This window comes from Rhodoferax potami (assembly GCF_032193805.1).
Taxonomy (GTDB): Bacteria; Pseudomonadota; Gammaproteobacteria; order Burkholderiales; family Burkholderiaceae_C; genus Allorhodoferax; species Allorhodoferax potami_A.
Map to the genome: position 1 here is coordinate 927044 of NZ_JAVBIK010000001.1, position 18386 is coordinate 945429.

Sequence of the window (18386 nt, forward strand, 5' to 3'; positions counted from 1 at the left end):
CATGCATTCGAACCAAGCCCGCTTCAACATGATCGAGCAACAAATCCGCCCCTGGAATGTGCTCGACCTCCAGGTGCTGGAGTTGCTGGGCACCATCCACCGCGAAGACTTTGTGCCGGAAGCCCACCGCGCCCTGGCCTTTGCCGACACCGAGATCCCGCTCCCCGCAGGCCAATGCATGCTGGCACCCCGCCTGGAAGCCCGCATGCTGCAAGACCTGATGGTGCAGCCCCACGAAACCGTGTTGGAAGTCGGCGCAGGCTCCGGCTTCATGGCCGCGTTGCTGGCCCACCGCGCACGCCAGGTGTTGACCCTGGAAATCGTGCCGGAACTCGCCGCCATGGCCCGCAGCAACCTGGCCAAAGCCGGGCTGGGCAACGTCACCGTGCGTGAAGCCGATGGCTCCAAACTGGGTGCGTCCGAAGGCAAGTTTGATGTGATCGTGCTCAGCGGCTCGGTCGGTCAGGTTCCGCAAGACCTGCTGCAACACCTGACCATCGGCGGTCGCTTGGGCGTGATCGTGGGCGATGACCCGGTCATGCAATGCACCATCGTGACCCGCACCAGCGAAACCGACTTCCGCAGCTCGGTCACCTGGGAAACCATGGTCCAGCGCCTACAAGGCTTTGCAGAACCTGCACGCTTCCAGTTCTAAACCCAAAACGAATCGCATGATCAGTCAAATCCGTCCCACCGACCTCGAGGCCTGGTACACCAGCGTCGAAGGCAGCGGCCAGCCCTTGGTGCTGGATGTGCGCGAGCCCCACGAGCTGGCCCTGGCCAGTGTGGTGCCGGACGGATTCGAAGTCATAGGGATTCCCATGGGGGTGATACCGGTGCGCCTGACCGAGCTGCCCACCGACCGGCCGATTGCCTGCTTGTGCCACCACGGTGCGCGCAGCATGCAAGTTGCCATGTTTCTGCAAAGCCGCGGCTTTGCAGAGCTGGCCAATATCGCCGGCGGAATTGAGGCTTGGTCGGCCGAGCGCGACAGCACTGTGCCACGCTATTGACCGCACCGCCCCGAGACCCTGTTTTTTGACCTTCCGACTGAGAAAGCCCCTCATGCACCGCCTTTTCACCCCCCGCCTGCCTGTGTTGACCATGGCGCTGGCCGTCGCCGGTTTTGGCGCCGCCGTGCCGGCATCGGCCCAAAGCCTGCAAGACCTCTACACCGCTGCGCGCGGTTATGACGCCAGCTACCAGTCTGCCAAGAGCTTGTTTGAGGCCAACCTGGCCAAAGCCGAGCAAGCCAAAGCTTTATTGCTGCCCAGTGCCAACTTTGCCCTCGGCGCAAGCGGCAGCAGTCAAGACGTCAACTCGCCAGCTAGAAGCACCGATTGGGGCTACAAAGGACAAAGCGCCGAAATAAGCGTTACTCAGCCTTTGTACCGTCCTGCCAACAAGGCGAACTACGAAAAGGGCATGCGAGGCGCTGAGGCTGCCAAAGCCCAATTGCTAGCCTCTGAACAAGACCTAATCGTGCGAGTTAGCCAAGCCTATTTTGATGTGCTGGCCTCCACCGACAGCCTGACCTTCGTCAAAGCCCAAAAAGCGGCCGTGGCCGAGCAACTGGCCTCTGCCAAGCGCAATTTCGAGGTGGGCACCTCCACCATCACAGACACTCGCGAAGCCCAGGCCCGCTTTGACCTGGTGGTCGCCCAGGAACTCGCGGCGGAGAACGATCTGCGGGTCAAAACCATCGCCCTCAACCAGCTGGTGGGCATGAGCAATGCCAGCCCCAAGCCTTTGGCAGCGCCGGTCGTTTTGGCACCGCTGGAGCCAGCCAACCCCGAAGCCTGGGTGCAGCAGTCCGAAGGACAGCACCCTGCGCTGGCACAGCTCAAGATCGCGTTAGAAGTTGCCCAGCTCGACACCGCCATTGCCGAGGCAGGGCACAAGCCAACACTTGACGTCAGCGGCAAGTACACAGCGTCCAACGCACAAAACGGCGGCTCCAGTGGACCAGCCGCTTTTGATACCCGAAGCAACGTAGCGACCGTGGGCTTGAGCTTCAACCTGCCTTTGTTTGCCGGCTTTGCCACCCAAAACCGCATCAAGGAAACCCTGGCGCTCGAAGACAAGGCCCGCACCGACCTTGAAGCCAGCCGTCGCACCATCGCGCAGGCCACCCGCACCGCATTCTTCGGGGTGCAAAGCGGGCAGGCACAGGTCAAGGCGCTGGAAGCTGCCGAGGCCTCCAGCCAGAGCGCGTTGGAGGCCAACAAGCTGGGCTACCAGGTGGGTGTGCGCATCAACATCGATGTACTCAACAGCCAGAGCCAGTTGTTCAGCACCAAGGCCAGTTTGTCCAAGGCGCGTTATGACGTGTTGGTAGGCGGCCTGAAGCTCAAGCAGGCCGCCGGCACTCTGAAGGCCGACGACCTGGCACCCATCAACAGCCAGCTGGTGCCGTAATAGCGCCTCGGCGCACGACAGCGGCCACTTCGGTGGCCGTTTTCAATGCTGCGCCCCGGTGCGCAGCACCCAAGCCCAAGGCCGCGTCCTGCATGCCTTGCAAGCGCGCGGTATCACCCGCCGTTGCAGCCGCTTCAGCCACCGCGTGGTCGATGTTTTCGCACCTCAGCGCGGCGCCTGCATCTGCCGCCAGCGTGGAGGCTTCGGTGAAATTGAAAAGGTGCGGGCCCATGAAAACCGGCACACCGCAGGCCGCTGCCTCGATCAGGTTCTGCCCGCCCAAGGGTGCAAAGCTGCCACCCAACAAAGCAATATGAGCCAAGCCGAAGTAGAGCGCCATTTCGCCCAGCGAGTCGCCCACCCACACGTCCGCAGTCTCTGGCGCTTCGCCCCATTGGCTGCGGCGGGACACGGAGTAGCCGGCATCGACAAACAACTGCGCGACTTCGGCAAAGCGCTGCGGATGGCGTGGCACCACCAGCAGCTGGAAGGGCATTCGTAAGCCGGTCTGCGCGCCATTTGCTATCGATTCAGGAGCTGCTCGCGCAATATCCACGGGCGCCAAGGTCCACTTTTGTTTCAAAACGTCGAGCAGCATCTGCTCTTCGCCTTCCCGCGAGCTTGCAAACATCAGCACCGGGCGACCCGCACCTGCACGCCAGGCGCGGCCCCGGGCCAGCAGCGTTGCATCCGGCGTAGCGTCGAATTTGAAGTTACCCAAGACAGCTTGCACCGGCGCACCCAAGGCGCGCAGGCGCTGGGCATCCGCTTCGCTCTGGGCCCACACCGCATGCAGGCCACGATAGGCCGGACCGGCGAGCCAGCGCAGGCGCCGGGATTGCTGGTAGGTCTTGTCGCTCAAGCGGGCGTTGACCAGGCACAGGGGCACGCCGCGCTGTGCGCAGCCGGCCACCAGGTTGGGCCAGACCTCGGTCTCCATCAGCAGGCCCACGTCAGGCCGGAAATGCGCCAAAAAGCGACCCACCGCCGAAGGCGTGTCCCATGGCTGCCAGACCTGCACATCGCCCGGCTGCAGCAAAGCCTTGCCGGCCTCACGGCCCGTCGCCGTGCCGTGGGTCAGCACCAAGCGCATGCCGGGCAGGCTCTCGCGCAAGCGCGCCAGCAAAGCGACAGCGGCACGGGTTTCACCCAGTGACACCGCGTGCAACCAGACCACCGGTGCACCACCCGCTGCAGCGGCAGGCCCTGGGGCGAAGTGAACTGCATCGTCGTAATGGCCGAAACGCTGCTCCACCCATTCGCCATATAGCGGCTCTACTTTGGCGCGGCGGGCCAGTTTGCGGCGCACCCAGGGCTGGGCGGCATAAGTCAGCAGGGAATAAAGGGCACGCATCATCATGGTGGGTGGGCGCAGATTCAGCGGCTCAGCACGGGGGTCGCCAGCGACTCCCAAGCGGACCACACGGACTCTACGTCCGGGTACGGCTCTTCAAAAACGCTGCATTGACGCGCGGGTTTGCCCCGCGCATCCAGCGCTGCCGGGCCGGTGCGCCAGGCGGTGTCGAAGTTGTAGATCTGCACATGCGGCAAGTCGAGTGCGACCGCAATATGGCTCACGCCGCTGTCCACCCCGACCACGCCTGCGCAGTGGGCCAAGGTGTCAGTCAGCACATCCAGCCCCACGGCGGGCAATACCCACGCAGACTCCAGCCCGGTGGCGATCGCCCGGCTGGTTTCCAGCTCGCGGGCGCCGGCATGGGGCAAGGCCACGCAAAAGCCGGCGTTGTTCAACCGGCGGCCTAAGGCCACCCAATGGTCCAGCGGCCATTCTTTGTCGGCCCGCGAGGTGCCGTGCACCAACGCCACCAGCGGCTTGCGGGGCACAAAGGGGTTTTCAGCATGGCCCAGGTGTTTGGGCAGCGGCGCACTCAAGGCGCAATCCTTGCCCACCAGCCCAAAGCGCAGCGCCTCCGCAGGGGTGTAGCCCATTGCCTTGGCACACAGCAAGCGACCGCGCTGCACCGCATGCACATGGGGCTCCAGCGTGATGGCCGTGTCTGCCACCCAGCGCGTGGGCGCCTCGTAGCCCGAGCCTTCGGTCTGGTTGGCCATCGCGTAGCGGCGCCCTTCCGGCGTGGTGCGGGCCAGCCAAGCCACGAGTGCGGATTTGCTCAGGCCCTGCAGGTCAATCACCGCGTCATAGGCGTCTTGCTTAAGGTCGGCCTTGAAGCTGCGCCAAGCGGCGCGGGTCGCTGCGGCAAATGGCTTTTTGCTCCAGGCGCGGATGTCACACGGAATCACACGCGTCACGCCTTCGCAGCGCGCCACCAGCGGCGCAAAGCCGCGCTCCACCACCCAGTCAATGCGGGCGCGGGGAAACGCGGCGCGCAGGTCTTGCACTGCCGGCATCGCGTGCACCACATCGCCCAAGGACGAGAGTTTGACGATCAAAATCTTTTGCGGCGCTTTCAATGGGAAGCCTCCACGAGCACGGCATTTGGCTGGATGCGGCGCACCCATTCCATTAGCAAGGCCTGAATGCGGGCCAGCGCTTCGGGCGTGCGGCCCTCGCAGCGCATCACCAGCACCGGGGTGGTGTTGGAGGCACGCAGCAGGCCAAAGCCATCGGGCCAGTCCACGCGCAGGCCGTCTACAGTATTGAGGCGGGCATCTGCATTCAATGTGAGTGTGGCCAACAACTGCTCTACCAGCGCGTGGGCTTCGCCCTCTTGGCAGGAAATGTGCAGTTCAGGAGTAATGTAGCTATCGGGTAGCGCGTGCAGCACGGCGTTGGCGTCCGCACTGCGGCTCAGCACTTCCAGCAGGCGACAGGCGGCATAGGTGCCGTCGTCAAAGCCGAACCAGCGGTCGCCGAAAAACAAGTGGCCGCTGACCTCGCCGCCCAGGGGCGCATTTAACTCGCGCATCTTGGCTTTGATCAGCGAGTGGCCGGTGCGGTCCATCACCGGCACGCCGCCGGCGGCCTCAATCACCGGTGCCAAGCCTTGGCTGCATTTCGCATCGAACACTACTGCCCCACCGGGGTGTCGGGTCAGCACATCAGGGGCCAGCAACATCAGTTGCCGGTCGGTATGGATGGTTTTTCCATCGCGGGTGATCACCGCCACGCGGTCGCCATCGCCATCGAAGGCCAAGCCCACTTCGGCATCGCCATCACGCAAGGCGCGCACCAGGTCCACCAAGTTTTCAGGGCGGCTGGGGTCGGGGTGATGGTTCGGAAAGTTGCCATCCACCACGCTGTGCAGTTCCTGCACCTCGCAGCCGATGGCGCGCAACAAATCAGGCGCGCTGGCACCGGCTACGCCATTGCCGCTGTCCACCACCACCTTCATGCGGCGGGCCAGCTGAATGTCTTGGACGATGCGCGCGCGGTAGGCGGGCAGCACATCAGCCTTTTGCAGAGGCGTGGCAGGCACGGGCGCTACGTCAGCACCCGAGCTCGCCAACAGCCCTTCCATGCGCTGGCGGAGGTCCTGCACCGCATCGCCATACAAAGCTTGGCGGTGCAGCACCATCTTGAAGCCGTTGTCGTTTTTGGGGTTATGGCTGCCGGTGACCTGAATACCGTGCGGGCACAGGGTGTGGGTTGCGAAGTACAGCTGCGGCGTAGTGCTCTGGCCGATGTCAATCACCTGCGCGCCTGCCGCTGACAGGCCAGAGATCAGCGCCTCTGCCAACGCAGGGCTGCTCAAGCGTCCATCGCGGCCCACCGCCACCGCCTCGCCGCCCTGCTCGCGCACCAGCGCACCAAAGGCACGGCCCAGTAGGTGTGCCACCTCGGGCGTCAGCGTGGAGGGCACGGTACCGCGGATGTCGTAGGCTTTGAAAATTCGGGGGGACAGGAGCATGCAGCGCAAGGGTTCAGAGAGGGCCAAAACCGCCTTCTGGCGGGTGGGCTGGATTGTAGGCGGCAGGCACATGTCCGGAAACGGCTACTCCGGCGGGCGGCGCTGCGTATCATCAGCCGCATGCCCTCCACCCAGCCCCCTGTCAACCTTGCGCCAGAGCCGCCAGCAGATGACGCTGGCCGCTATCTGGCACTGCAGGCGCGGGATGCTCGGTTTGACGGCCGCTTTTTTACTGGGGTGACCAGCACCGGCATTTACTGCCGGCCGGTCTGCCGGGTGCGCACGCCCAAGGCAGAAAACTGCCGCTTTTTTGAGCGGGCGGCCCAGGCGGAAGCCGCCGGCTTTCGCCCCTGCCTGCGCTGCCGCCCGGAGCTGGCACCCGCGCAGAACGCGGCAATGCACTGGAGCACCCAAGACGCCAGCGCCATGCTCGCATTGCAAGCAGCAGACCTGATGGAGCACCCCGCACAGGCCGATGACGCTCCGGGCATCGCAGCCATCGCGGCCCGGCTGGGTATCAGCGAACGGCATTTGCGCCGCATCTTTGAGGCGCACTGGGGCATTACGCCACTGCGCTACTTGCAGACCCGCCGCTTGCTGACCGCCAAGCAGCTCCTCACCGATACGCGGTTGCCCGTGGCGGACGTAGCCCTGCTCAGCGGCTTTGCCAGCGTGCGCCGCTTCAACGCCGTATTTGTGCAGCATTACCGGCTACAACCTACGGCGCTGCGCAAGTCGACAAGCTCCCCCTCACACTCGTCGCCAGCTTCACTGGCAAAGGTCAGCGATCCAGTGCGCGATCTGGCACCTGAGGCCGCAGCTTTCCGTTTCCAAGGCGCTTACCGCCCGCCCTACAACGTCCAGCACCTGCTGGATTTCTTTGCCAACCGCGCCATTGCCGGACTCGAATCGGTGGACCCAGTTAAGGGACTGATCCGGCGCTCTATCAGCTTGCCCCACATAGGCACCATGCTGCGCGGGTGGGTCGAGGCGCAATGGGCCGTGGATCAACACCGTGTGCAGCTGCGCATCAGCGAGTCCCTGGCAAGCGCTCTGCCCGTAGTGCTGACCCGCATACGCGCCTGGCTGGACCTGGATGCAGACCCGGCTGCGATGGACCCGATGTTGTGCCCCGACTTTTCGGGGAGTGAAGGCATACGGGTGCCTGGCACCCTAGACGGGCTGGAGCTGGCTGTGCGCGCCATCTTGGGCCAGCAAATTACCGTAAAGGCCGCCCGCACCCTGACCGAACGGCTGGTGAACCATTGCGGCATTCCACTCGCCCGAGCGCCTGAAGGTTTGGCGCGTTGCTTTCCGGACGCCGCCACGCTCGCTGCGCTGTCGCCTGATGCATTAGTCAGCCTGGGCATCGTCAAACAGCGGCAACAAGCGATTCTGTCGCTGGCACACGCGGTGCAATCCGGCGCACTGCACCTGCAACCCGGCGGTGATGTAGCTGCCACCATGGCCCAACTGCAGACCTTGCCCGGCATAGGCACATGGACCGCGCACTACATCGCCTTGCGCGCGCTGCGCTGGCCGGATGCGTTTCCATCGGGCGATGTCGCGTTGCAATCTGCACTCGGCGTGCGTGAGGCCAATAACCCCGCTGCGGCAGCTGAGGCTCTGTCACACCGCTGGCGGCCCTGGCGGGGCTACGCCACCGTTCGCGCTTGGCAGTCACTATCAAAAACATAGCTATTCGCGCATATTCCATGAGCGCTAGAGGCCTATTTTATGAAAATTCCCACCACCGCACGCCTATCCCGCTGGACCAGCCCCTTGGGCCCCATGCTGCTCGCCGGCCATGATGCCGGCCTGCTCGGGGTCTGGTTTGAACAGCAAAAACACTATCCTGATGTCGCAGGGCTGGCATTCGGCGATCACCCCGCTGTCACCGAGGCACAAGCGCAACTGGCCGCCTACTTTGCCGGTGAGCGCACCCACTTTTCAATGACGTTGGACGCCAGCAGCGGCACCGCCTTTCAGCAATCGGTCTGGCGAGCTCTTTTGGACATTCCTTGCGGCGTTACCATCAGCTACTCCACCTTGAGCCAGCAGATCGGCAGGCCCTCCGCAGTGCGGGCAGTAGCGGCAGCAGTCGGGCGCAACCCCTTGAGCATCGTAGTGCCTTGCCACCGCGTGCTTGGCAGCAACGGCAGCCTGACTGGGTACGCCGGTGGCGTGGACCGCAAAGCAGCATTACTGAACCTCGAACAACGAAAGCCCTGAGTGAGCGCCCCCTCTACCTCCCCATCCTCGCCCGCAGCACCAGCGCGGGTCTTTGACTTCGTGTTGTTAGCCGCGATCTGGGGGGCCTCGTTTTTGTTCATGCGCACCAGCGGCAAGGCGTTTGGTGCACTGCCCACCGCGGGTTTGCGGGTCTGCATTGCCAGCCTGTTTTTACTGCCTTTGCTCGCTTTGCGCGGCCAGATCCCTGCCCTGCGCCAGCACTGGAAATTGTGCTTTACCGTGGGCGTGCTGAATTCAGCGATTCCATTTGCCTGCCTGTCGTGGGCGTTGTTGTCGATTTCCACTGGTCTGTCAGCCCTGCTCAACGCCACCGTGCCACTCTTTGGTGCGGCTATTGCCTGGTGGTGGCTGGGTGACAAGTTGCAGGGTTCACGCGTCCTCGGGCTGGTGGTTGGATTTTTGGGCGTGGCCATGTTGGCACTGAACCGTGACGCTGGCGGCGCTCCGGGGGCAGGCTCCAGTACGCTGGCCGTGATCGCTTGTTTAACAGCGTGCCTGTTCTATGGCATTTCAGCGAGCTTCACACGGCGCTTTTTGCCGGGCGTCCCGTCTTTGGTGCTCGCCACCGGCAGCCAATTGGGCGCCTCTTTAGTCCTGTTGCCACTAGCCATCTGGACGTGGCCCGCCGAACCCGCGCCTTTGCAGGCTTGGGGCGCGGTGATTGCTCTTGGCGTGGTGTGTACCGGCTTGGCCTATGTGATTTTCTTCCGCCTGATCGAGCGCACAGGCCCGTCGCGCGCCTTGTCCGTCACCTACGCTATTCCGGTGTTCGCCATTTTGTATGGCGTGGTGCTGCTCGGGGAGTCGGTCACCCTGTGGATGGGCTTGTGCGGCGCAGTCATTATGTTGGGCACCTCGCTCTCCACGGGCTTGCTGTCCTGGGGCAAGGCGCCTTTGCCACCGGGTGACTAAAGCAACCCGGCCATCACATTCACACTCAAGGCCAACACCATCATATTGAAGGCAAAGGCCGCGAGACTGTGCAGCAAAGTCAGGTGGCGCATGGGCCGCGAGGTGACCACCACATCCGACACTTGCGATGTCATGCCCACCACATGGGCGTAGTACAAAAAGTCGAAATAGTCGGGCGGCAGAACGCCCGGAAACTGCAGGCCACCGCCCGCGGGGTGACCTTTGAGCTCGGTCTGGTAGTACAGATGCGCGTAGCGAAAGGCAAAAATGCACTGCATCAGCAGCCACGAGCTCATCAGCGCCAATAGCGACACCAAAACATGGCCCACTCGGGTCATCAATGCCATGTCGCGGCTATTGGACAAGAGCATCGCAATGGCCGCCACACTCGCGAATGCAGACAAAAGCAAAAGGCTGAACCAGATCACACTGGGCTGATCCTGCGATTGCGCGCGGGACCGGGTGCTCTCCGCGTTGGTGAGAAAACAAAAAAGCCGTTGCAAATACATGCAACGGCTTATTGAATTTGGCGGAGTGGACGGGACTCGAACCCGCGACCCCCGGCGTGACAGGCCGGTATTCTAACCAACTGAACTACCACTCCTGGTAGCGGTAACCATTCGCTCTGTGTCTTTCGACTCTGAGCCAAGTCGCTTCCTTGCAGAAGCTGTTACCGACTTGTTGCCGCTTACCTTGCGGTAAAACTTGGCGACCCTACGGGGATTCGAACCCCGGTACTCACCGTGAAAGGGTGATGTCCTAGGCCTCTAGACGATAGGGTCAAAACCTAGAAAACTCTTCAAGAAAAAAGCCGTTGATTTAACAACGGCTTTTCCAAAATTTGGCGGAGTGGACGGGACTCGAACCCGCGACCCCCGGCGTGACAGGCCGGTATTCTAACCAACTGAACTACCACTCCTGGTAGCGATAACTATTCACTCTGTGTCTTTCGACTCGGAGCCAAGTCGCCTCCTTGCAGAAGCTGTTACCGACTTGTTGCCGTTTACCTTGCGGTAAAACTTGGCGACCCTACGGGGATTCGAACCCCGGTACTCACCGTGAAAGGGTGATGTCCTAGGCCTCTAGACGATAGGGTCAAAACCTTGGAACTAATCCGTTTCAGAAGAATTGGTGGAGGTAAGCGGGATCGAACCGCTGACCTCTTGCATGCCATGCAAGCGCTCTCCCAGCTGAGCTATACCCCCAATTTCCTGATCACATCACTAATTTTTGGTTAGCTTTGTTATCAACTTCCGAGCCTCAAATTATATACAAGTTTTTCAGGCTTTAGCAAGTCGCTCCAAAACTTTTGTTTTACCGCTGAGTTCCAATACGGCATCCAGCGAAGGCGTTTGCGCAGTGCCCATGACCAGTACGCGGACCGGCATCGCCAACTGGGGCATCTTGAGGCTGTGTGCGGCCAAGACTTCTTTAATCACCGCGGCGATCGCAGCCTTCTCCCACGCGCAATCGGCCAGCTTGGCCGCCAGGGCCGCAATGGCGGGCTTAACCGCATCGGTCACGTGCTGGGCCAGCTCTGCCGGGTCCACCTGCAAATCCGCATAAAACTTGGCAGCCCAGGTCGCGAGCGACACGGTGGTGTCACAACGGTCTTTGAGCAAACCGCACACCAAAGGCAAATGGTTGGCAATGACATCGTCTGCCAGCTGAACGCCCTGCTTGGCCAACTGCACGGCCACCAGTGGCGCCAAGCGTGCGTTATCGGCTTGCTTGATGTAGTGCGCGTTGACCCACAGCAACTTGGCGGGGTCCCACTGCGCGGGGCTCTTATTCAGGTGGGTGCCGTCGAACCAACTCACCAGCTGCTCACGGCTGAACAGCTCTTCGTCGCCATGGCTCCAACCCAGGCGGGCCAAGTAGTTCAACATGGCTTCGGGCAGATAGCCGCCTTCCTCGTAGGCAGTGACACTCACCGCACCACGGCGCTTGGACAGCTTCTGCCCATCGTCACCCAGAATGACCGGGCAGTGGCCGAACTCGGGCAAAGGCGCGCCGAGCGCATTAAAGATGTTGATCTGCCAAGGCGTGTTGTTGATGTGCTCATCGCCACGGAACACGTGGCTGATCTGCATATCCCAATCGTCCACCACCACTGCAAAGTTGTAGGTCGGGATGCCATCCGTGCGCACGATGATCAGGTCATCAATCTCGCGGTTGCTGATGGTGATGGGGCCTTTGACCAGGTCGTTCCAGGTCACATCGCCGTCCGGTGGGTTGCAGAAGCGCACCACCGGTTTGACACCTTCGGGAATGGCCGGCAAGGTTTTGCCGGGTTCGGGGCGCCAAGTGCCGTCGTACAGCGCTTTTTCACCACGGGCCTTTTTGGCCTCGCGCACCGCGTCGAGCTCTTCGGGGGTGCTGTAGCAGTAGTAAGCCTTGCCTTCTGCAATCAGCTGTTCCACCACGGCCTTGTAGCGCTCCAGGCGTTGCATTTGATACACCGGGCCTTCGTCGTACTCCAGCCCCAGCCAGCGCATGGATTCCAGAATCTGGTCCACCGAGTCCTGGGTGGAGCGGGCTACGTCGGTGTCTTCAATGCGCAGCACAAATTCACCACCGAAGTGGCGGGCATAAGCCCAGGAATACAGCGCGGTGCGGGCAGTGCCCAGGTGCAGAAAGCCGGTAGGAGAAGGGGCAATACGGGTGCGAATTTTGCTCATGTCAGATAGTTTGCAAACCACGCGCCAGATCGGCGGTGATGTCATTGATATGGTCGAGGCCCACGGCCACGCGAATCAGGCCTTGGCCAATGCCGGCCGCCTGACGTTGCACTTCCGACAAGCGGCCGTGCGAGGTACTGGCAGGGTGCGCCGCCAGCGTTTTGGTGTCGCCGAGATTGGTGCACAGCGAGAGCACCTGCATGCTGTCGAGCACATGGAATGCGTTTTTGCGCGCGGCATCCACGTCCGGTGCTTTCACTTCAAAGGACAACACCGCGCCACCATAGCCGGACTGCTGGCGCATGGCCAATTCATGCTGTGGGTGACTGCTCAAGCCGGGGTAAAACACACGTGCCACTTGCGGCTGCGCTTCCAGCCAACGGGCCAGCGCCAGGGTCGTCTCCGACTGCGCCTTCACGCGCAGGGCCAAGGTTTCCATGCCCTTGAGCAGCACCCACGCATTAAAAGGCGCCAGCACCATGCCGCAGGTGCGGATCACGGGCAAAAACACTTCGTCGCGTTGCTTCTGAGTGCAGCAAATAGCACCCGCCATCACACGGCCCTGGCCGTCCAAAAACTTGGTGCCAGAGTGGATGATGAAATCGGCGCCCATGCTCGCTGGACGCTGCAACACCGGCGTGGCAAAACAGTTGTCCACGGCCAAGAAGGCGCCTACGCTATGTGCAATGTCGGCCAAGGCTTGGATGTCGCACACCTCGGTGAGCGGGTTGGTCGGCGTCTCGGCAAACAGCAGCTTGGTGGTGGGACGCACAGCCGCCTTCCAAGCTCCAATGTCAGTTTGCGACACGAAAGTGGTTTCCACACCGAACTTCGCAAACTCACGGCTGAACATCGGAATCACCGAGCCGAACACCGATTGCGAGCAAATTACATGGTCGCCTGCCTTCAGCAGCGCCATGCCCAGCAACAAAATCGCCGACATGCCGGACGAAGTAGCAATGGCTGCTTCGGTGCCCTCGAGCGCCGCCAGCCGGATTTCCATGCTGGTGACGGTCGGGTTGCTTACGCGGGAATACGTGAAACCCTCTTCTTCCATCGCAAACCGCGCGGCGCTGGAGGCCGCGCTGTGTTGCACATAGCCGCTGGTGAGGTAAAGAGCTTCCGAGTTTTCGCCGTATTGGCTGCGCTCCAGGGCCGCACGCACCGCCAGGGTGTCGTTGTGCAGGCCTTCGGGTAAGGGAATTTGCTTCATGGTGTCAGTCAGCGTGGTTGGGCAGCGCCAGGCGGGAAGTGTCTTCCTGGCCTTCTTCAGCGCCTACACGGTTTTCGTTCAGGCGGGCAATGTCGTCCGACGAAATGTCGCCAGTCACGTACACGCCATCAAAGCAGGACGCATCAAAACCTGCCAAGTTTTTGCTCAAGGAGCCGATGGCTTTTTTCATACCATCCACGTCCTGGTAAATCAGCGCGTCGCAACCGATGATTTCACGCACTTCTTCGACGGTACGGTTGTAGGCCACCAACTCACTGCTGGTGGGCATATCGATGCCATACACGTTGGGGTAACGGACAGGTGGTGCAGCGCTGGCCAGGTAAACATTACGGGCACCGGCGTCACGCGCCATCTGCACGATTTCTTTGGAAGTGGTGCCGCGGACAATGGAATCATCCACCAACAGCACATTGCGCCCCTTAAATTCGCTGGCGATCACGTTGAGCTTTTGGCGCACTGACTTTTTGCGCACGCCCTGCCCTGGCATGATGAAGGTGCGCCCCACGTAACGGTTTTTCACGAACCCTTCGCGGTACGGCAAGCCCAGCAACTGGGCCAACTGCGCAGCGCTGGGGCGGCTGGATTCGGGGATCGGGATGACCACATCGATTTCGTTCGGCGGCACGGTAGAGATCACCCGCTTAGCCAAGGTCTCGCCCAGGTTCAAACGCGCCTGGTACACCGAGATACCGTCCATCACCGAATCCGGGCGGGCCAGGTACACAAACTCAAAAATACAAGGCATCAGCTGCGGATTCGCCGCGCACTGCTGGCTGTGTACCGTGCCGTCCAGCGCGATAAACACGGCTTCTCCGGGCTGCACATCACGCACAAACTGGTGGCTGGTGCCTTCCAGCACCACCGACTCGCTGGCCACCATGTGGGTGCCATCCGCACCCTTACCCAAGCACAAGGGGCGAATGCCAAACGGGTCGCGGAAGGCCAGCAAGCCGTGCCCGGCGATGTGGCAGATCACCGCATACGAACCTTTGATGCGCTTGTGCACTCGCGATACGGCGGTAAACAAGTCTTGGGGCTGCAGTGGCAGACCACGGGTGGAGACTTCGATTTCGTGGGCCAGCACGTTGAGCAAGACCTCGGAGTCGCTCTCGGTGTTGATGTGGCGGTGGTCCAGATTGAACAACTCAGCCTTCAGGGCCTTGGCATTGGTGAGGTTGCCGTTGTGCACCAGCACGATGCCGAAAGGCGCGTTCACATAAAAAGGCTGGGCCTCCTCTTCGCTGAACGCATTGCCCGCTGTGGGGTAGCGCACCTGGCCCAAGCCGGAGTTGCCTGCCAGAGAACGCATGTTGCGGGTGCGGAACACGTCCTTCACCATGCCCTTGGCCTTGTGCATGAAGAACTTGCGGTCCTGCTGGGTGACGATGCCGGCTGCGTCCTGGCCGCGGTGCTGCAAGAGCAACAGCGCGTCATAGATCAACTGGTTAACGGGTGCGTTGCTAACAACGCCAACAATTCCACACATAGGGTTTCACTCACTCAGGTAAATACTTGCCAAAATCTTGCGGTAGCAAAGGCTTCAAGCCTTTGAGGACCATGCCGGTCAGTTGGGGGCCGGTGGCTTCTGTCCACCAGACACTGGTGTGCAGCGGCGTCATGCCCACCACCACGGTCACCGCCAACAGCAGCAGCACGCCGCGCACCAGTCCAAAACCCGCCCCCAGCATGCGGTCTGCCGGGCGCAAACCCACCGCTGCCACCAATTTCTTGAGCAGAAAGGCCACCAAGCCTCCCGCAAAAATAGACGCCACAAAAACAATCACAAAACCGGCGGCATAGCGGATCGGCTCGCCGGCTCCGGACATCGACAGGTGCGCCGCCACATCGGGCGCAAACCACTGCGCCAACACAAACGCAGCAGCCCAGCTCAGGACCGACAGCACCTCAAACACCAGGCCCCGCCAAGCGCCAACGACCAGCGAGACCAACAACACAGCCAGAAAAATCCAGTCCACAGTGGGCATGGCGGGCTCGCTTTACAGCTCCAGAATGGCTGCAGGCAGGTTCAACTTTTTGAGCTTGTCGGCGGCTTTTTGCGCATCTGCCTTGCTGGCAAACGGGCCAATGCGCACACGGGTGCGCTGGCTCTCTTTGGCGCCCACCACCTGGGTATAGGTTTTAAAGCCGGCTTTTTCGACCTTGGAACGAGCTTCCTGCAACTTGGCGGTCTCGTTATAGGCGCCCACTTGCACCACAAAACGGCCGGAGTCCGCAGCGAGCTTCTTGTCGCTCGGTTTTTCGGTTGCTTTCACATCGCTTGGCGCCTTGCCATCCAACAAGGCTTGGGCCTTGGCAGCCTCGGCGGCAGCTTTGTCAGCGGGCTTGTCCGCTGCTTTATCGGCGGGTTTGGCCGGTGGCTTGGGTTCGGCTTTAGGCTCGGGCTTAGGCTCTGGTTTCGCCTCAGCCTTGGGCTCCGGCTTGGGCTCTGGCTTCACAGCAGGTGGCTTGGGCTCGGGTTTGGGCTCCGGTTTGGCGACGGCTACCTTGGTCTCGGCCACCTTGGTCTCGGCCGCCTTGGGGGCCGGTGTGCTGGCTGCTGGCGCTGCGGGCTCCTCGCGCTCCTCGATCACCACACCGCTGGACTGGGTCGCAGCGGGTACGGGCGGAGCACCGAGTGGGCGGACTTTGCCTTTGTCTGGAATCTCGATCGGAATATCTACGGCAATCGGGCGCGGTTGGCTATCAAACAGCAGCGGGAAACCGACTACGCCAATCAGCACCAACACGGCAGCACCCACCAGGCGATGGCGTGCGCGCTTGCGCATGGCCTCTACGCTCTCTGACGCGGTGGGTGGGGTGGGCTGTTCGTCGCCACCTTTGCGAAACTTGAAAAAGGCCATGAGCGGAAGACTTAAGGGTTCAGATGTTTGGCTTGCAGGCGTGGTGTGCCCTGTTGCAGAACGCCGCCCACGGTGTAGAACGACCCAAAGACCACGATTCTATCAGCGGGGTCTGCCGCGGCGATGGCAGCCTCTAGCGCCTGCATGGGGTCGGCGTGGACGGTGGCCGAGGCATCTTTGCGGGTGTTTTGGGCCTGCCACTGGGCCTGCAGGCTGGCACCGCTGGCGGCGCGCGGGCTGGGCAGGTCGGTGAAATACCAGCGGTCAATCATGGGGCCGACCTTGGCCAGCATGGGCGCCAAATCCTTGTCGGCCATGGCGCCAAAAATGGCGTGGGTGGTGGGGAAAAAGCCCATGGCATCCAGATTGGCCGCCAGCGCCGCCACCGAGTGCGGGTTGTGCGCCACGTCCAACACCAGGCTGGGCTGGCCAGGAATGATCTGAAAGCGCCCGGGCAGCTCCACAAAAGCCATTCCGTTGCGAACCGCCTGCGCGGTGACCGGCAGGCGCTCGCGCATGGCCGTCAGTGCCGCCAGCACGCCCGAGGCGTTGACCAACTGATTGGCGCCGCGAAGCGCCGGGTAAGCCAGCCCGCTGTAGCGGCGCCCGCGTCCGGCCCAGCCCCACTGCTGCTTGTCGCCGGAGACATTGAAATCCGTTCCCACCTGCCAAAGGTCTGCACCGATCTCCAGCGCGCGGTCCAGCACGCTTTGTGGGGGCACCGGGTCGCTGACGATGACGGGGCGACCGGTGCGCATGATGCCGGCCTTCTCGCGGCCAATGGTCTCGCGGTCCGGGCCCAGCAGCTCCATGTGGTCCAAGTCGATGCTGGTGATGATGCCGCAGTCGGTGTCGATGATGTTGACCGCATCCAGTCGCCCGCCCAAGCCCACTTCCAGAATGACGGCGTCCAGCCCCTCCTGGGACAGCGCCCACAAAATCGCCAGCGTAGTGAACTCAAAGTAGGTCAGCGCGATTTCAGGGCCGTTTTGGCACCGAGCCCCCTCCACCTCTGCGAAAGCAGCTACAAATTTAGTAGCAGGCGCCGCCTCGCCCAGCAAACGCATGCGCTCCTCAAAGTGCACCAGGTGGGGCGAGGTGTAAACGCCCGTCTTGTACCCGGCCTGCCCGAGAATGCTTTCCAGCATGGCGCAGGTGGAACCCTTGCCGTTGGTGCCCGCCACGGTGAACACCGGGCAGTCAAACCGCAGCCCCAGGCGCTTGGCGACCTCTTGCACCTTGCCCAGCCCCAGCTCTATGCCGTTAATGCCCTTGGGGTGCATGGACTCGATGTAGGCCAGCCAGCAGGCCAGAGAAGATTGCGCGTTCAGGGAGGAGGTTGCGGGTGTGTGTTCCATAGCGGGCGCCATTGTCGCCCACCGGCAATGCACTGCCACAATAGAGGGATGACCATTCTTTACGGCATCCCCAACTGCGACACGGTAAAAAAGGCCCGCACCTGGCTGACCGAACACCATGTTACCCACGAGTTTCATGATTTCAAAAAGCAGGGCGTACCCGCCGACCTGCTACCCGGCTGGATACGCGCCGTGGGCTGGGAAACGCTGGTGAACCGCAAAGGCACCACCTGGCGCAAGCTGGACGAGGCCACCCAAGCCGCCGTGGTGGACGCCACCTCGGCCGCCCAGCTCATGCTGGCCAATGCCAGCGTCATCAAGCGCCCGGTGGTGGTGTGGGCCGACGGCACCGTGACCGTGGGCTTCTCGGACACGGCCTTCCAAACCCGGGTGGCCTAAAATCTCGCCTTTGCCCTGCTGCGCTGTGGCGCGCGGGGCGCCGCCCTCTTCTCTTTACTTTTCCACGTTTGACCATGACCACGACCCACTTTGACAACGTTTCCGTCACCACCAAAGCCAATGTGTACTTCGACGGCAAGTGCGTGAGCCACGGCTTCACCCTGGCTGACGGCACCAAAAAGTCGGTCGGCGTCATCCTGCCCGCCACCCTGACCTTCAACACCGGCGCTCCTGAAATCATGGAATGCGTGGGCGGCAGCTGCGATTACAAGCTCGACGGCTCTGACGTGTGGGTTACCAGCGGCGAAGGCAGCAAGTTCAACGTGCCCGGCAACGCCAAGTTCCAGATCCGCGTGACCGAGGGCTTTGAGGCTTACCACTACATCTGCCACTTTGGTTGATTAGCGGCTTACTCAGCGGTTCAACCGCAGAGCGATTTA

General features: G+C 62.0%; 18 protein-coding genes and 5 tRNA genes. 8 read left to right on the forward strand and 15 right to left on the reverse strand.

Annotation, left to right across the window (positions count from 1 at the left end; translation table 11 throughout):
* The first annotated feature begins 1 nt into the window (after position 1).
* Genes RAE19_RS04425 through RAE19_RS04435 form a run of 3 tightly spaced genes read left to right on the forward strand, consistent with a single transcriptional unit; the run spans position 2 to position 2418 of the window.
* Complete coding sequence (locus RAE19_RS04425) at positions 2-655, forward strand: protein-L-isoaspartate O-methyltransferase family protein (RefSeq protein WP_313873775.1); 654 nt, start codon at positions 2-4, stop codon at positions 653-655.
* A 16-nt stretch (positions 656-671) separates the two neighbouring features.
* Positions 672-1013 carry a rhodanese-like domain-containing protein gene (locus RAE19_RS04430; RefSeq protein WP_313873776.1) on the forward strand — a complete coding sequence of 114 codons (342 nt, stop codon included), beginning with the start codon at positions 672-674 and terminating at the stop codon, positions 1011-1013.
* A gap of 52 nt (positions 1014-1065) precedes the next feature.
* On the forward strand, positions 1066-2418 hold the full coding sequence (locus RAE19_RS04435) for a TolC family outer membrane protein (protein ID WP_313873777.1): 1353 nt from the start codon (positions 1066-1068) through the stop codon (positions 2416-2418).
* Here the strand turns inward: RAE19_RS04435 and RAE19_RS04440 are convergent.
* Genes RAE19_RS04440 through RAE19_RS04450 form a run of 3 tightly spaced genes read right to left on the reverse strand, consistent with a single transcriptional unit; the run spans position 2396 to position 6248 of the window.
* The gene (locus RAE19_RS04440) at positions 2396-3778 is read right to left on the reverse strand and encodes a 3-deoxy-D-manno-octulosonic acid transferase (RefSeq protein WP_430962512.1); all 1383 of its coding nucleotides are present in this window, start codon (positions 3776-3778) and stop codon (positions 2396-2398) included. The two genes, RAE19_RS04435 and RAE19_RS04440, sit on opposite strands and share 23 nt — an antisense overlap.
* Positions 3779-3795: 17 nt before the next feature.
* On the reverse strand, positions 3796-4851 hold the full coding sequence (gene waaC / locus RAE19_RS04445; RefSeq protein WP_313873778.1) for a lipopolysaccharide heptosyltransferase I: 1056 nt from the start codon (positions 4849-4851) through the stop codon (positions 3796-3798).
* Positions 4848-6248 (reverse strand): phosphomannomutase/phosphoglucomutase, encoded by a 1401-nt coding sequence (locus tag RAE19_RS04450; protein ID WP_313873779.1) that lies wholly within the window; start codon positions 6246-6248, stop codon positions 4848-4850. Before RAE19_RS04450 ends, waaC begins: the two co-directional genes overlap by 4 nt.
* A gap of 120 nt (positions 6249-6368) precedes the next feature.
* On the opposite strand from RAE19_RS04450, the gene RAE19_RS04455 reads away from it, so the two are divergent.
* The 3 genes from RAE19_RS04455 to RAE19_RS04465 are packed head-to-tail and all read left to right on the forward strand — an operon-like array spanning position 6369 to position 9413.
* Complete coding sequence (locus tag RAE19_RS04455; protein WP_313873780.1) at positions 6369-7946, forward strand: Ada metal-binding domain-containing protein; 1578 nt, start codon at positions 6369-6371, stop codon at positions 7944-7946.
* A gap of 39 nt (positions 7947-7985) precedes the next feature.
* Positions 7986-8480, forward strand: a complete 495-nt coding sequence (locus RAE19_RS04460) for a methylated-DNA--[protein]-cysteine S-methyltransferase (protein ID WP_313873781.1) — start codon at positions 7986-7988, stop codon at positions 8478-8480.
* Positions 8481-9413, forward strand: coding sequence for a DMT family transporter (locus RAE19_RS04465; RefSeq protein ID WP_313873782.1), 933 nt, complete (start codon positions 8481-8483; stop codon positions 9411-9413).
* On the opposite strand, the gene RAE19_RS04470 is transcribed toward RAE19_RS04465, so the two are convergent.
* The 12 genes from RAE19_RS04470 to folC form a co-directional block, all read right to left on the reverse strand.
* Positions 9410-9922: a DUF1345 domain-containing protein gene (locus RAE19_RS04470; protein ID WP_313873783.1), complete on the reverse strand. Its 513-nt coding sequence runs from the start codon at positions 9920-9922 to the stop codon at positions 9410-9412. The genes RAE19_RS04465 and RAE19_RS04470 overlap by 4 nt on opposite strands.
* Before the next feature lie 18 nt (positions 9923-9940).
* Positions 9941-10017 (reverse strand) — tRNA-Asp (locus RAE19_RS04475).
* 102 nt (positions 10018-10119) lie between these two features.
* Positions 10120-10195: transfer RNA gene (locus RAE19_RS04480), tRNA-Glu, on the reverse strand.
* Between the two features lie 60 nt (positions 10196-10255).
* Positions 10256-10332, reverse strand: a tRNA-Asp gene (locus tag RAE19_RS04485).
* Positions 10333-10434: 102 nt separating this feature from the next.
* Positions 10435-10510 (reverse strand) — tRNA-Glu (locus RAE19_RS04490).
* Between the two features lie 32 nt (positions 10511-10542).
* Positions 10543-10618, reverse strand: a tRNA-Ala gene (locus RAE19_RS04495).
* Between the two features lie 75 nt (positions 10619-10693).
* Positions 10694-12094 carry a glutamate--tRNA ligase gene (gene gltX / locus RAE19_RS04500; RefSeq protein ID WP_313873784.1) on the reverse strand — a complete coding sequence of 467 codons (1401 nt, stop codon included), beginning with the start codon at positions 12092-12094 and terminating at the stop codon, positions 10694-10696.
* Between the two features lies 1 nt (position 12095).
* Entirely contained in the window at positions 12096-13307 is a 1212-nt protein-coding gene (locus tag RAE19_RS04505; protein WP_313873785.1) for an O-succinylhomoserine sulfhydrylase, read from the reverse strand.
* 4 nt (positions 13308-13311) lie between these two features.
* On the reverse strand, positions 13312-14814 hold the full coding sequence (gene purF, locus RAE19_RS04510) for an amidophosphoribosyltransferase (RefSeq protein WP_313873786.1): 1503 nt from the start codon (positions 14812-14814) through the stop codon (positions 13312-13314).
* Between the two features lie 10 nt (positions 14815-14824).
* Complete coding sequence (locus tag RAE19_RS04515) at positions 14825-15313, reverse strand: CvpA family protein (RefSeq protein ID WP_313873787.1); 489 nt, start codon at positions 15311-15313, stop codon at positions 14825-14827.
* A gap of 12 nt (positions 15314-15325) precedes the next feature.
* Positions 15326-16189, reverse strand: coding sequence for an SPOR domain-containing protein (locus RAE19_RS04520; RefSeq protein ID WP_313873788.1), 864 nt, complete (start codon positions 16187-16189; stop codon positions 15326-15328).
* Between the two features lie 11 nt (positions 16190-16200).
* Positions 16201-17547, reverse strand: a complete 1347-nt coding sequence (gene folC / locus RAE19_RS04525) for a bifunctional tetrahydrofolate synthase/dihydrofolate synthase (protein WP_313873789.1) — start codon at positions 17545-17547, stop codon at positions 16201-16203.
* Positions 17548-17595: 48 nt separating this feature from the next.
* Between folC and RAE19_RS04530 the strand changes: the two genes are divergently transcribed.
* Both RAE19_RS04530 and RAE19_RS04535 read left to right on the forward strand, forming a co-directional pair.
* Positions 17596-17946 (forward strand): ArsC family reductase, encoded by a 351-nt coding sequence (locus RAE19_RS04530; protein ID WP_313873790.1) that lies wholly within the window; start codon positions 17596-17598, stop codon positions 17944-17946.
* 74 nt (positions 17947-18020) lie between these two features.
* Complete coding sequence (locus RAE19_RS04535; protein ID WP_313873791.1) at positions 18021-18347, forward strand: pyrimidine/purine nucleoside phosphorylase; 327 nt, start codon at positions 18021-18023, stop codon at positions 18345-18347.
* The last annotated feature ends 39 nt before the right edge of the window (positions 18348-18386 follow it).

What these genes read in the sequence shown, in the direction of transcription:
- folC (WP_313873789.1), bottom strand. Translation starts at nt 17,547, where the DNA reads ATGGAACACACACCCGCAACCTCCTCCCTGAACGCGCAATCTTCTCTG.
- RAE19_RS04425 (WP_313873775.1), top strand. Translation starts at nt 2, where the DNA reads ATGCATTCGAACCAAGCCCGCTTCAACATGATCGAGCAACAAATCCGC.
- RAE19_RS04430 (WP_313873776.1), top strand. Translation starts at nt 672, where the DNA reads ATGATCAGTCAAATCCGTCCCACCGACCTCGAGGCCTGGTACACCAGC.
- RAE19_RS04505 (WP_313873785.1), bottom strand. Translation starts at nt 13,307, where the DNA reads ATGAAGCAAATTCCCTTACCCGAAGGCCTGCACAACGACACCCTGGCG.
- RAE19_RS04455 (WP_313873780.1), top strand. Translation starts at nt 6,369, where the DNA reads ATGCCCTCCACCCAGCCCCCTGTCAACCTTGCGCCAGAGCCGCCAGCA.
- RAE19_RS04435 (WP_313873777.1), top strand. Translation starts at nt 1,066, where the DNA reads ATGCACCGCCTTTTCACCCCCCGCCTGCCTGTGTTGACCATGGCGCTG.
- RAE19_RS04470 (WP_313873783.1), bottom strand. Translation starts at nt 9,922, where the DNA reads ATGTATTTGCAACGGCTTTTTTGTTTTCTCACCAACGCGGAGAGCACC.
- RAE19_RS04535 (WP_313873791.1), top strand. Translation starts at nt 18,021, where the DNA reads ATGACCACGACCCACTTTGACAACGTTTCCGTCACCACCAAAGCCAAT.
- RAE19_RS04520 (WP_313873788.1), bottom strand. Translation starts at nt 16,189, where the DNA reads ATGGCCTTTTTCAAGTTTCGCAAAGGTGGCGACGAACAGCCCACCCCA.
- RAE19_RS04450 (WP_313873779.1), bottom strand. Translation starts at nt 6,248, where the DNA reads ATGCTCCTGTCCCCCCGAATTTTCAAAGCCTACGACATCCGCGGTACC.
- RAE19_RS04515 (WP_313873787.1), bottom strand. Translation starts at nt 15,313, where the DNA reads ATGCCCACTGTGGACTGGATTTTTCTGGCTGTGTTGTTGGTCTCGCTG.
- purF (WP_313873786.1), bottom strand. Translation starts at nt 14,814, where the DNA reads ATGTGTGGAATTGTTGGCGTTGTTAGCAACGCACCCGTTAACCAGTTG.
- RAE19_RS04530 (WP_313873790.1), top strand. Translation starts at nt 17,596, where the DNA reads ATGACCATTCTTTACGGCATCCCCAACTGCGACACGGTAAAAAAGGCC.
- RAE19_RS04440 (WP_430962512.1), bottom strand. Translation starts at nt 3,778, where the DNA reads ATGATGATGCGTGCCCTTTATTCCCTGCTGACTTATGCCGCCCAGCCC.
- gltX (WP_313873784.1), bottom strand. Translation starts at nt 12,094, where the DNA reads ATGAGCAAAATTCGCACCCGTATTGCCCCTTCTCCTACCGGCTTTCTG.
- RAE19_RS04460 (WP_313873781.1), top strand. Translation starts at nt 7,986, where the DNA reads ATGAAAATTCCCACCACCGCACGCCTATCCCGCTGGACCAGCCCCTTG.